Source organism: Romboutsia sp. LXY-2, from assembly GCF_056171995.1.
On record NZ_JBKFGI010000001.1, the window covers coordinates 237471 to 250882 of the forward strand.

A 13412-nucleotide genomic window follows, 5' to 3' on the forward strand; every position below is an offset into this window, starting at 1 on the left:
ATTTCCCTCCTACTCTAATTAAAACCTGTCAAGCACTGTACGGCTTATTATCTCATCTTGTACTTCTTTACATAACTCAACGAAGTATGCACTATAACCAGCAACACGTATTATTAAATCTCTGTAGTTGTCTGGATCATTTTGAGCATCCTTTAGTATTTCGTTATCTGTATAACTGAACTGCATTTGACCATTTCCAAGGATAGATGCCGTACGAAGTAAAGTTATTAATCCATTTTCTCCTTCTGGAGTTTCAAGGATTCCCTTTAATAATTTGAAGTTATGAACCATGCCTATGTTCATACTTTCAACACTCATCTTACTTACAGATTTTATAATAGCTGTAGGACCTTTTAAGTCAGCACCTTGTGTTGGACTTATACCATCTGATAATGGAGTCCAGTCAAGTCTACCATTTGCACTTGCTCCTGTTAATTCTCCTATTGGAGTATTATTTGAAATTGATAATGTTCCATGACTAAAGTTTGAATATAACATCTTGTATTGCTTATGAGTATTTTCTGTAAAGCTTATTAAATCTGATGCTATACTATCTGCATAATCATCGTCGTTTCCGTACTTTGGAGCATTTAGACAATCATTTCTTATTCCGTCATATCCAACAAAGTTGTTGTCCATTGCTACTTTTAATTGCTTTAATGTATATTTCTTTTCATCGAATACTAATTTCTTTATAGCAGCCATAGAGTCTACGTATGTTCCAAGTCCTGACCATATAAGTCCAGGTCCTGCATTTACCATAGCGCCTCCACCCATTACGTCTTTTCCAGATTCCATACATCCTTCAACTAATAATGACATTAATGGCTTTGGTGCTAAATCCCTATGAACTCTTTGACTTATTACTGTTCCTATTGCAGATAATTTTGTTATGTGAGCTATTTGCTCTTTAACTGCTGCATCAAATTCTTCATAAGTCTTGAAGTTACCTAAATCTCCAGTATCTACACCTTGCTTAGAATCATATAACTTCATTACTCCACGGTTAAATACAAACTCTATAGCTATTGGCCATTGAGTGTATCCTGTTGATGTCCATTGGTATATACGTCCAGACTTTTGTGGCTCAACGCATCCCATCATACAGTAGTCTCTCGCATCTTCTATTGAGAAACCTTTCATAAGCATCATCTTTATATGAGAATCATCAAAGTGACAAGCAGGGAATCCAAGTCCAGCTTTTACAACTTCAACAATCTTCTTTAAGTACTCTTGTGGAGATTGGTTGTGTATACGACATGCAAGTGTTGGTTGATACATCTTAACTTCTTTTATAACATCCATTATTAAGTATGTTAAATCGTTAGTAGCATCTCTACCTTCTCTTGTTTGTCCACCTATTGTTACGTTAACAAATGGTTGGTATCCAGCGAAGTACTTAGCTCCTAATTCACTTTGTAACCACATCATCTCAGAACACTTTATAACGAAACATCCTAACATCTCGAATGCTTCATCTCTAGTCATTCTACCTTCTCTTATATCTGCTTCATATAATGGATATAAGTATTGGTCAAGTCTACCAAATGATAATCCTGTTTGGTTTTCTTCTACTACGAATAATGAATCTAGAGTCCAGATACATTGTAATCCTTCATGGAATGTTCTTGGAGGATTAGCTGGAGTATGCTTTAGCATATCTGCTATCTTTACTAATTCTTCTCTTCTATTTGCATTTGTTTCTTTTCCTGCAAGTTCTAATGCGTGGTTTGCTAATCTATTTGCATAAGCTATAACACCATCACAAGTATCTATTGCAGCTTTGTAGAAATATATCTTGTCTATATCCCCAGGGTTATCCATAGATAAATTTTCTAAGTTAGCTAAAGCTTCTTCCTTTATTCCGTTCATACCTTTTTTAACTAATATAACGTCAAACCCTGGACAAGTATCTCCACCACCGTTTATTTGGTGATATGATAAATCACTTACGAAAGTTTCTCCAGATAATTCCCAAAGTCCAGCTTCTCTGTATTGAGTCTCACAGTACTCATCTACAGATTTGCCTTCCCAGAATGGGAATATTTCTTCTGTTAATACTTTCTTATCAGCTTCATCTATTATGAATGGATCTTGAGGACGAGCGTGCATAGTATCAAGTTCGTCTCTTACCCATCTCCATGATATGTCTGGAGAGATTGTTCCTGCTCTTGGCTTTCCACATGGATGCCCTACTACTAATTCATCAGCTTGTATTAATAGTGGTGCAGTTTCACAAGCTTCCTTGAAAGATTTTGCTCTTAACATTATCTTTGGAAGTCCTGGGTTTTCTTTTGCTACCTTAGTGAAAGCTAGTGCTCTATTTATAGAAACGCTCGGCTTTGCTTTTAAGTAGTTTTCTTTTAATCTCTTTAGTCTACCTTCTAAACTATCTGTAGAAGTATCAGTAGTGCTACAAGCTGTGTTGTTTACTGAAGCATTGAATAACTTAACATTTAAATTATTGTCTGCTTGTAATAAGTTTTTAAGTGCACATAAGAACATCTCTGATAATTTGTTTATTATTATCTTTGAGTCAGTTAGCTTTCCACCATTTAATAAGTGGTCAAATAATGGATAACCATCTATATCTCTTGTAGCTCTTTCTTCACTAACTTGAGCTAACTTAAGCATTAGTGATTCTACTATTTCAAAAGCCTTAGCTTCATTTAATCTATTGTTTTTCATATCTCTTTCAAAGTATGGATATAAACACTTATCAAGTCCAGCTGGTGCTACTGAATATGCATCACACTCTAATTGCATCATTAATTGGAATAAGAAGAATACTTGTATAGCTTCTTCAAAAGTATCACAAGGGTTAGCTGGAACTTTATTTAGCATGTTTGCTATGTTTAAAAGCTCAGCTTTTCTATATTGATTACTTTCATTTTGAGCCATTTCGTAAGCTCTCTTTGCATATCTACTTGCAAAGTTTATAGCTGAATCACAAGCTATTACAGCTGCTTCTAAAAATCCTCTTTGTTGCTTAGAGTTTTCATCACTATTTGATGCTAATTGTTCTAATTGCTTAAGAGCTTGCTTTTTTATGTTATTAAATCCTTTTGATATTACTATTTCATAATTTGGGCTGTATTTTCTTTGTCCATTTACTTCTACTTCTTCTGAAATAAATGAAAATGCAGATAACCCATCGTTATTATTTAAATCAGGGAATAATAATGCATATCTTGCCTTAGATGAATGACTTCCTACTATCAATTCATCTAATTCTATGTTTATAGAAACTTCATTTAATAATCTATTTAATACCTTAGCTTTTTTTGTTAAAGCAGGTTCATTTCCAAACTCATTTAATGCATTTGACACTATTTCTCCTCTTTGTGTACAAACGCCAGTTGGGTTATTAAGTAATCTATCTTTTAATACTTTAGTTCTTGGCATCATTTCGTTAAAATTCATGTACTTTGCCTCCTTTTTATTTTCCTTCGTATGCTTTCATATAAATGTCTTTTATATCCTCAAGAGTTGGCTCTATTGGATTTGTTGGTGTACAGCTATCGTTTATAGCTAATGTTGATAATGTATCTAGCTCATTTTTAAAGTCGTTTATATCTATGTTTAAATCTTTTATAGACTTTGGCATATTCATTTTATCTTTTAATAGCTTTATAGCTCTTATTAAGCTTTGAACACCTTGCTTATCCGTGACTGCAGGTAAGTTTAGTTCTCTAGCTAAGTTTGCATACTTTTTCATAACTTCATTTTTATTATTTTTATTCATTGAAGAATTGTATTCTACTATGTGTGGAAGAAGTAATGCATTTGCTCTTCCATGTGCTATTTTAAATATTCCACCTAAAGAATGCGCTAAAGAGTGGTTTATTCCTAAAGATGCATTAGTAAATGCTATACCTGCCATACAAGATGCACTATGCATTTTTTCTCTTGCTTCTTTGTTGTTTCCATCTTTATAAGCTTCTACTAAATACTTAAATACTAACTTAACAGCTTTTTCGCTTAATGCATCTGTAAAATCACTTGCATTAGTTGAAACGTAGGCTTCTAGTGCATGACATAATACGTCCATTCCAGTATCTGCTGTTATAAAGTTTGGTACAGATTTTACAAATATAGGATCAAGTATAGCTATGTCTGGTAGCATCCACTCATCAACTAAAACTAGCTTTTCGCTTCCTATTTTTATAACTGAGAATGCAGTAACTTCAGAACCTGTTCCACTTGTTGATGGAACAGCTACAAATGTAGGCTTTTTAAAATCTTGACCTTTTGATTTTTTTAGTTTATCTAAACAGTACATTATAGCTTTACAAGCATCTATTACAGATCCTCCACCTACAGCTATAACTGCATCAAATTCAAATTTGTCCATTTCATTCATACCTTGTGTTATCATAGCTATGTCTGGATCTGGCTTAACATCGCTAAACACTACAGTATTTTTTATTTCTTTTTCATTAAGGATACCTATGATCTTATCTACAAAACCTAATTGCTTCATTATAGAATCAGTAACTATGAATACGTTTTTACAATCTATATCTTTTATACTTTCTATACTATTTTCATTAAAAAGTATTTTGGGTTGTAGCGAGAACTCTTGTGTCATAGTATCACCCCCTATTTAATTTTTCTATATTATTAGATTTGCATATTTTCAACTATTGCTACTATTGACATATCTTGTCTGGCTTCTGTTATCTTACTATCTGGATTTGCTAGGTAGCAATCTCCGACTAAGACAATATCTCCTTGACCAGCTCCTACCTTATCTATAGCCACATATATACAATCATTTATTTCATTTTGTTCTTTATCTACCTGACTTACTATTAATAACTTTGCTCCTGTAAGTTCTGGTGTTTTCTGATTTGAAACAACTCTTCCTATGACCTTTGCCAGTATCATTAGTTCTTTATTTCAGCAAGTACTTGTCTTAATAGCATTGCTACCTTTTCTTCTGTTATCTCTTCATTAGCATTTGATGCATTGTTAGAAGTTGGAACTGTATTATTGAATCTATTGTCATTAGAATTAGCACATACTGAACCAAAACTATTATCTACATTTGTAAACTTTATATCTTCACTTGAGCATGTATTTGCTACTGGTATACTTGCAAATCTTATATCATTATTTGAAGCACAGCAGTTGTTATTTGGTCTTAAGTCTTCTATTTCTCTTACTCCATAAGCAACCTTTTTGATGTTTATTAAATCAAGTGGTCCTATGTTGTTTGAAGTTGAACTCTTTCCTATAGCTCCACATCCAAGCGTTAATGCTGGTACTAAGTTTGTTGATCCACCTATACCACCAAGTGCTGAAGGTGTGTTTACTAGTATTCTAGATGCTGGTATTTCAACAGCAAAACGTCTTACTAAGTTATCATCATTTGCATGCATTGAGAAAGTATGTCCAGCTCCTTCATTAAGTAATATTTCCTTAGACTTTTCAAGTACTGCATCAACACTTTCTTCTACGTAGAATGTAAGTATTGGAGTTAACTTTTCTCTTGAATAAGGAACCTTTTTACCTACTCTACATTCTCTTACTACTAGGACCTTCGCGTTTTTATTTGCATCATGTAATCCAGCTAAGTTACATATATGCTCTACACTCTTTCCTACTATTTGAGGGTTCATTGTTCCGTTATCTCTCATTATGAATTTAGATAACTTCTCAGCTTGTTCTTCATTTAATATGCAAGCACCTTGTGCTTTTAATTCCTCAACAACTATATTTTCCATACATCTTTCTACTATTACAGATTGCTCAGATGCACATATAACGCCGTTATCAAATGTTTTAGAATCTATTATTCTCTTTACAGCTTTTTTAACATCTGCACTCTTATCTATAAACGATGGTCCGTTTCCTGGTCCAACACCTATTGCAGGAGTACCTGAAGAATACGCTGCTCTAACCATTGCTTCTCCACCAGTAGCAAGTATTAATGCTGTATCTTTATTTTTCATTAATTCGTTAGTAGCTTGTAATGTAGGTGTCGTTATTACTCCTATAGCATCCTCTGGACATCCAGCCATAACTGCTGCTTCTTTTAATATTTTTACTGTTTCAAGTATTGAATTTTTAGCACCTGGGTGTGGAGATAAGATTACTGCATTTTGAGATTTTATAGATATCATAACCTTGTATATTACTGTTGAAGTTGGGTTAGTAGATGGTATAAGTGCTGCTACTACTCCTACTGGAGTTGCAACATCTATTGTTTTAGCTTCTTTGTCTTCTCCTATTATTCCAACAGTTTTAGTATCTTTTAAGCTTTCGTATACTACTTTAGAAGCAAATATATTTTTTATTTCTTTATCTTCTGGCTTACCAAATCCTGTTTCTTCATTTGCAAGTATTCCAAGTCTTTTAGCGTTATTATATCCTGCATCTGCTATACTTTTTACTATCTTATCTATTTGTTCTTGATCTAACTTAGCTAAAGTTTGTTGTGCTTTTTTAGCTTTTCTTAGTAAGTCTCTTACTTCTTGTATTGAACGTAAGTCTTTATCTAATAATTCCATTAGTTATACCTCTTTCTTTAAAGTTGCTTCATTCTTGTCTATAATCTTATATAACTCACCATATAAGATTTTTATCTCTTATAAAATCTCACACTTATACCCAAACCATCTACTTGTTTTGGGTATAAGTGCTGCAGATTTCACTATCTTAATTTATGTATTGATTAGTAATTTTTATATTTTATTGTATAAATCTTTATATTAGTTAGCTATATCTTCTATTGTTAAGTTGTGTTGTGATAATATTCTTTCTATATCAGTGTGTGGTCTAGCTATAACATGAGAAGTTATTACCTCTCCAACGTTTTCACCAGCAGCAAGACCTGAATCAACAGCAGCTTTTACAGCTCCAACATCTCCTCTTATCATTACTGTAACCATTCCTGATCCTATGTTTTCGTATCCTATTAACATAACGTTAGCAGATTTAACCATAGCATCTGCTGCCTCTATAGCAGTTACTAAACCTTTAGTTTCTATCATTCCTAATGCTTCGTGTCTCATTTTATATCCTCCCGATTTTATCTCGTGTTATATCTAAATATCACTCTATTTGATGCATGACTTATTTATATTTTGATTCATCTATTTCTGGCTTATATTATTTCATATATTTCAATATATATTTCAACTTATATTCCTATGTCTATTTATATAATTCAATCAGTTTTCTAACTATATATATCATTTACTCAATGGACTTTACTAATTATGCATGGCGTACTTAACTTTATTGTCTATTATTAATTAAACGTTATATTGAGTTATTATTGAATCAATTTCATTGTGTGGTCTTGCTATTACGTGAGTAGATATTATTGTTCCGATTCTCTTAGCTGCATCAACACCTGTGTCTACAGCTACTTTAACAGCTCCTACATCTCCTCTAACAAGTACTGTTATCATACCTGAGCCAACGTTTTCGTACCCTACTAATGTAACATCAGCAGCCTTAGCCATAGCATCTGCTGCTTCTATAGCAGTTACTAAGCCTACTGTTTCTATCATACCTAATGCTTCTTGTCTCATTTTTGCCTCCTTAATTCTTTTACTTCCTAATCAGCTTGTATATTATAATAAGTGTTTATCTAATGAAGATTTCATACATTCAATTTTTTCTATTTCATCATGAGGACGAGCTATTACGTGTGAAGATATTACCTCGCCAACTCTTGTAGCTGCACTTGTTCCTGCATCTATTGCAGCTTTTACAGCTCCTACATCTCCTCGTATCATTACTGTTACCATACCTGAACCTATAGTCTCGTATCCAATCAACGAAACGTTTGCAGACTTAACCATAGCATCTGCTGCTTCTACAGCCGCTACTAACCCTCTAGTTTCTATCATTCCTAGTGCATCTCTCATAGGGGTACCTCCTTATTATTATTTTATTCTTACAAGTTTATTGTATAAAAATATTGATATGAATTCTTTTAATATCTATACCTTTTCTTGTACATTATCGACATTTTTTGTAGAAAATTGTATTTTTATTACTATTTTATTAGTTATATTTATATATAAAATAAAATTAGCTCCTAGACATATGCTAGGAGCTTTTAGTATTATTTTATTTAATTCCTTTATACTGCTCTTTATTATCAGCTTCTTATTTTTAAACTTTTCTACATTTTTAATAACAAACTCATAATCATATTAATGATTTAGTTTTAAAATTATTAAATATTCAAATATAATTTCTGGTAAATTATAGATTTATTATAAAATATATGTTATTCTATTTTTTAAATCGAGGTAAAATTTGATTCAATGGTAAACCTAGGGAAACCTAGGGGCACAAAGCTAAAGGGACTAAGGTTTTATAAACTATGTTAGCCAGTTGCCAAAGAATATACATATTCTTTGTAAAAATTTAATACTCTTTTAACTGACTTTAATTTTATAGCAATTATAATTATATCAAAGAAATATTTATGATACCTAAAAGAGTTGAAATTAGAGGCTTTAAATTTGTTTTATAACTGTACGTTTCTTTAATAAAATTAATATTAAAGGAGAAAGTTAAAATGAACAAAAGATTTTTTAGTTTAGCAGTAGCTGCAGCATTGATTGTTACTAATGTATCAATATCGTCTGCAAATGGAGTTGATGGTAATGTAGAAGTACCAACGTTAGAGGTATCTAGTGAACAAAAATCAGGAGCTAGTTTAGTATCAAAGCAAAGTAGCGTTAAATACTCTGACTTCTTAAAAGATGGTGGAGGATGGCAATGGGTAAATTTAGAACTTAAAGGTGCTAAATTTACTACTAAAGATTATTCTAAGCTAGGACCTGCAATAACTCAAAACTATGATGTACAGACTCAATTAATAGCACCTTCTGATGGAGTTAATTTTGAGTTTGGAGTATATGAGCCAAATCCAGGTATAGAATATATTGATACTTGGGAAATAACAATAGACTCGTCTGTACTTGATATAGACCATGATTTAACTGTAAAAATACCAGTTGTAAATGATTTAGGTGTAGCTGAAACACCTAAGATAGTAGCTAGTAGAACAAGTGTAACTAAAGATGAATTACTAAATGGATTTGATTTAACTTTAGAAACTACTGCTGGAGCTAGATTTAATACATCTTGTACTGCATATGCACCAAGAGTAAGTATTATAAAAACAGCAAATATGTACTTAGAAGTATTACCGTACTGTGATTCTATATCACCTTACAAAATAAAATTCTTTATAAAAGCATCAAATGGTGTTCCATATTATAGAGATGCATTAGAATTCAGAATAGAAGGAGATGCAACAAACTCTAACGTACCAATGATGGTTAAATTAGACATTAAATCAGATGTAAATCAATCTGACTTAGATAAATTAAAAAATATGATAAAAAATGCTCCAGATGTAACTTTAAATGAGTATACTCAAGAAAGTTATGTTAATTTCCAAAGAACTATAAGAGAAGCAACTAGAATTGCATACTCAAGTAACCCTGGTCAAGCGGAAGTTAAGGAGATGATAAATAAATTAGCTGATGCTATAGATAAATTAGAAAAAATAGAAAAACTAGATGAAGTAGTAAATATAGAAGATGAATCTTTAAGAAATGCAATAAAAAATTCTTTAGGATTAAAAAGTGATCTTATAACTGTAGGAGATATGAAAAAAGTTAAGTCGTTAAACTTTGAAGATGATATGTACCTACAAAACTTAAGTGGTATAGAATCTGCAACAAACTTAGAAAGTTTAAATATAAACTACAATGAGGTAACAGATCTATCTCCACTAAAGAACTTAACTAACTTAAAGGATGTAACTGGACTTGAAAATTATGTTATGGCTAAAGAGGTAGCTAAACCTAGCAAAGATAACTTCTTTGAATTAGACTATACAGCTATAGATTTAGATGGGAATATAATAAAGCCTTCAAAAGTAGTATTATATCCAAATCAAAATCCACAAGAGTTAAAATTAGAAGATATATTAGTTGATGGAAAGATAAAGATAGATGCAGATTTAGTAAGTGGTATGGGCTCAGTAGATGTTATATATGAAAGTGGTTATAACAACTTTAGCTTATATTCATTCCATTTCTTAGATAATAAATAATATAAATTACAAATAATATAGATAACAAAAAGGAGTAGATTTTTCTACTCCTTTTAATATACATATATTTTATATACATATATCTATAATCAAGTTATTTAACTCTCTGCCAACCTACTTACCTTTTCTAATATTTCAGAAGAACTGCTTTGATCTGTCATAACAGTCAAATAATCTCCTGCTATTATCTCTGTTGATCCTTTTGGTAATATCTCTTTATTACCTCTAATAATAGCAACAACTAGGCAGTTTTTAGGCCATGAAATATCTTTTATACACTTACCATCTATTTCACTGTTCATATGAACTGCAGCCTCTAAAAGAGTCTTCTTGCTACTACCATCATATTTATTAGTACCTTTACTTAACAATCTTTCTAATAAACTTTCATATATAGGATGTGATTTAAATAAATCAGATGTTAATTGAGCAACTAATACTACTATACAAAGTGCTAATAAATGCTGTAGTGAACCTGTCATTTCTGATATTAATATAATAGCTGTAATTGGAGCTTTTACTATTGCAGCAAAATGTCCAGCCATAGCTAATACTATAAAGTTCATTAAATAGTTACTTGGAATCCCAAAATATAATATTGATATAAGTCCAACTACATTTCCAACCAATGCTCCTAAAGTTAATAGAGGGAAAAATATACCTCCTGGAACTCCAGAACCAAAACTTATAAATGTAAATAAAAATTTAATTATTATGAATGTTAATAGTATAGTTATAGTAAAATTACTTTCTTGTAGACTCATTATAAGCTCATGACCTCCACCTAATAATATAGGTGACATTAACCCTACAAGTCCTGTCATTATAAATGGTATTATTATTTTAATTTCTGTGCTTAATTTACTTTGCTTAAAAATACTTTGAGTTTTTAAAACACCTTTATTAAATATAACTCCACTAATTCCTATTGCTATTCCTAAAAATATAAGTGCCCAATAATATTTTAAAGGCAATGATGTTAGTTTTTCAAAATGTAGTGCTGGAACTAATCCGAAAAATTGTTTAGATATGAAATCTGCTGATAAAGATGCTATCATGGCTGATAATAAAACGATAGGTGAGAAGTTTTTGTGGGCCTCCTCTAGGGCAAACATTACACCTGATAATGGTGCATTAAATGCCGCTGATAAACCTGCACTTGCTCCACTTGTTATTAAATATTTTTCTTCATTCTCTAGCTTATTTAATTTTTTCGATACACCTTCTCCTACACAAGCACCCATTTGTACAGAAGGTCCTTCTCTTCCTACTGATAATCCTACACCTAAGCAGATAAGTCCACCTACAAACTTATGAAATAAAACTCTAAACCAGTTCACCTTTAATCGTCTTGTTAAAATTCCTTCTACTTGAGGTATTCCACTTCCACTTATCATTGGTTCTCTTTTTACTTGTTTTGCTACAATGTATCCTAATAAAATTAATAATGCAAATATTAATGGTATTAGTAATATATTTTCTTTTCCTTTTGAGTATATGTTTATAAATATGTGGCCTAACTGTGATCCTAGTATTCTATATATTACTATTATTACACCAACAGCTATCCCTACTAAAAGAGAATCTTTTATTAGTGTATACTTAGAATTTTGAGACCTTTCTAGTAAATTGTAAACTCTATCTTTGCTACTACGCAAAAAAACATCTCCTTTCATTTAAAGAATTCACGTAAAATAGAGCCCATATAGGCCCTATTTTTGCTCAAGAATATACCTTCCTTATATAATTATAACGCAAAATATTATTATTGCAAATATAGACTCAACAATATATATTATTTTAAGTATACAAAATCCCCCGACATAGTCGAGGGATTTTTATACTAAGCTGCATCAGCTTCTTTATTTAATTGTGCTTTTGATGGTACCTTACTTATTACTACAAGTAAAATAACTATACCTACTAACACTCCTGTAAGTCCTATTTGACCAAATATTTCTTGTACTTTACCTAAGAATATTCCCATTATACCAAAGTCAGCATCTGAGAAAGTAGAGTTAGCTATTCCTAAGTTTCCAAGTACTGGTATTAACGCTACTGGTAACATAGATATTATTATACCATTAACGAATGAACCAACTATCGCACCTCTTCTACCACCTGTAGAGTTACCAAATACTGCAGCAGCTGCTCCTGTAAAGAAGTGAGGAACAACACCTGGTATTATAATTGTTAGTCCCATTGCCCCTAGAGCAAACATAGATACTACTCCACCTACAAATGAACTTAAGAATCCTATAAGCACTGCATTTGGTGCATATGGGAATACTATAGGACAATCAAGTGCTGGCTTAGAGTTTGGAACTACCTTAGTAGCTATTCCTTTAAATGCTGGTACTATTTCATTTAATACAAGTCTAACACCATTTTGTATTAATATAAATCCTGCTGCAAATGTTAATGCTTGCATCATTGAATAAACTATAAAGTTTTTACCACCTGATAGTGTAGTCTCAACAAATTCACTTCCTGCAACCATTGCTACTATTAAGTATAATACTAACATTGTTATAGATATTGATACTGCAGAATCTCTTAAGAAACTTAGTGATTTAGGAACCTTCATTTCTTCAGTAGATTTAGATCCCTTACCTACTAATTTACCTATTAAAGCTGCTACTGCATACCCTATAGATGAGAAATGTCCCATAGCCACTGAATCATTTTTAGTTATTGCCTTCATAAATGGTTGACACATTGCTGGTGATAACACCATTATTAATCCAAGTGCTAATGAACCTGTAAATATTAAATTAAATCCACTCATTCCACCTGAAACTAATATAACAGCTATCATACAAGACATAAATAATGTATGATGACCAGTTAAGAATATGTACTTAAACTTAGTGAATCTTGCTATTAATATATTTGCGATCATACCAAATGTCATTATTAGAGCTGTAGCTGTACCATATTCATCTAGTGCCATAGCAACTACTACTTCATTATTTGGTATTACTCCTTGTACATTAAACCCGAATTCAAACATTTTACCAAATGGTTCAAGTGCTCCAACTATTATACCTGCAGCTGATGATATTACAACAAACCCTACCATCGCCTTTAATGAACCTTTTATAATATCTTCAATAGGTTTCTTTTGAAGTACTAATCCAACTATAACCATTATACCTATAAGAACTGCTGGTTCAGAAACAAAATCTATTAATACTTTTAAAAATTCGTTCATTTTAACTCCCCCGCCATTTTTGTCTTAATAAATTCAATAATATTATTCCAAATTTACTGGCAAGATTTTATTATACTTGCCAGTACTGTAAACTTTAAGTAA

Annotated in this window: 10 protein-coding genes and 1 riboswitch; of the genes, 1 reads left to right on the forward strand and 9 read right to left on the reverse strand. The window is 31.6% G+C overall.

Features of this window, described 5'->3' with window-relative positions; genetic code table 11:
• Positions 1-18: 18 nt before the first annotated feature.
• The 7 genes from cutC to ACI48P_RS01135 all read right to left on the reverse strand — a co-directional run bounded on the left by cutC (position 19) and on the right by ACI48P_RS01135 (position 7883).
• On the reverse strand, positions 19-3423 hold the full coding sequence (gene cutC / locus ACI48P_RS01105) for a choline trimethylamine-lyase (protein ID WP_475212611.1): 3405 nt from the start codon (positions 3421-3423) through the stop codon (positions 19-21).
• A 16-nt stretch (positions 3424-3439) separates the two neighbouring features.
• The gene (locus ACI48P_RS01110) at positions 3440-4591 is read right to left on the reverse strand and encodes a 1-propanol dehydrogenase PduQ (RefSeq protein WP_475212613.1); all 1152 of its coding nucleotides are present in this window, start codon (positions 4589-4591) and stop codon (positions 3440-3442) included.
• Between the two features lie 32 nt (positions 4592-4623).
• Positions 4624-4890, reverse strand: a complete 267-nt coding sequence (locus ACI48P_RS01115; RefSeq protein WP_475212615.1) for a EutN/CcmL family microcompartment protein — start codon at positions 4888-4890, stop codon at positions 4624-4626.
• Complete coding sequence (locus ACI48P_RS01120) at positions 4890-6515, reverse strand: acetaldehyde dehydrogenase (acetylating) (protein ID WP_475212617.1); 1626 nt, start codon at positions 6513-6515, stop codon at positions 4890-4892. The genes ACI48P_RS01115 and ACI48P_RS01120 overlap by 1 nt, the downstream gene beginning before the upstream one ends.
• 201 nt (positions 6516-6716) lie before the next feature.
• On the reverse strand, positions 6717-7019 hold the full coding sequence (locus tag ACI48P_RS01125) for a BMC domain-containing protein (RefSeq protein ID WP_475212619.1): 303 nt from the start codon (positions 7017-7019) through the stop codon (positions 6717-6719).
• A gap of 243 nt (positions 7020-7262) precedes the next feature.
• Positions 7263-7544 carry a BMC domain-containing protein gene (locus ACI48P_RS01130; RefSeq protein WP_475212621.1) on the reverse strand — a complete coding sequence of 94 codons (282 nt, stop codon included), beginning with the start codon at positions 7542-7544 and terminating at the stop codon, positions 7263-7265.
• A 42-nt stretch (positions 7545-7586) separates the two neighbouring features.
• A complete protein-coding gene (locus ACI48P_RS01135; RefSeq protein ID WP_475212623.1) occupies positions 7587-7883 on the reverse strand; it encodes a BMC domain-containing protein in 297 nt (98 codons plus the stop codon).
• A gap of 397 nt (positions 7884-8280) precedes the next feature.
• Positions 8281-8366, forward strand: a riboswitch (cyclic di-GMP riboswitch).
• Positions 8367-8545: 179 nt separating this feature from the next.
• Between ACI48P_RS01135 and ACI48P_RS01140 the strand changes: the two genes are divergently transcribed.
• Entirely contained in the window at positions 8546-10096 is a 1551-nt protein-coding gene (locus ACI48P_RS01140) for a hypothetical protein (RefSeq protein WP_475212625.1), read from the forward strand.
• Between the two features lie 98 nt (positions 10097-10194).
• Here ACI48P_RS01140 and ACI48P_RS01145 read toward each other — a convergent pair whose 3' ends face one another.
• Both ACI48P_RS01145 and ACI48P_RS01150 read right to left on the reverse strand, forming a co-directional pair.
• On the reverse strand, positions 10195-11754 hold the full coding sequence (locus ACI48P_RS01145; protein ID WP_475212627.1) for a ClC family H(+)/Cl(-) exchange transporter: 1560 nt from the start codon (positions 11752-11754) through the stop codon (positions 10195-10197).
• 185 nt (positions 11755-11939) lie between these two features.
• A complete protein-coding gene (locus ACI48P_RS01150) occupies positions 11940-13310 on the reverse strand; it encodes a PTS ascorbate transporter subunit IIC (protein WP_475212629.1) in 1371 nt (456 codons plus the stop codon).
• Between the last annotated feature and the right edge of the window lie 102 nt (positions 13311-13412).

Bases quoted from the DNA above. Each gene is read 5' to 3' on its own strand.
- cutC (WP_475212611.1), bottom strand. From the start codon at position 3,423: ATGAATTTTAACGAAATGATGCCAAGAACTAAAGTATTAAAAGATAGA.
- ACI48P_RS01110 (WP_475212613.1), bottom strand. From the start codon at position 4,591: ATGACACAAGAGTTCTCGCTACAACCCAAAATACTTTTTAATGAAAAT.
- ACI48P_RS01115 (WP_475212615.1), bottom strand. From the start codon at position 4,890: ATGATACTGGCAAAGGTCATAGGAAGAGTTGTTTCAAATCAGAAAACA.
- ACI48P_RS01120 (WP_475212617.1), bottom strand. From the start codon at position 6,515: ATGGAATTATTAGATAAAGACTTACGTTCAATACAAGAAGTAAGAGAC.
- ACI48P_RS01125 (WP_475212619.1), bottom strand. From the start codon at position 7,019: ATGAGACACGAAGCATTAGGAATGATAGAAACTAAAGGTTTAGTAACT.
- ACI48P_RS01130 (WP_475212621.1), bottom strand. From the start codon at position 7,544: ATGAGACAAGAAGCATTAGGTATGATAGAAACAGTAGGCTTAGTAACT.
- ACI48P_RS01135 (WP_475212623.1), bottom strand. From the start codon at position 7,883: ATGAGAGATGCACTAGGAATGATAGAAACTAGAGGGTTAGTAGCGGCT.
- ACI48P_RS01140 (WP_475212625.1), top strand. From the start codon at position 8,546: ATGAACAAAAGATTTTTTAGTTTAGCAGTAGCTGCAGCATTGATTGTT.
- ACI48P_RS01150 (WP_475212629.1), bottom strand. From the start codon at position 13,310: ATGAACGAATTTTTAAAAGTATTAATAGATTTTGTTTCTGAACCAGCA.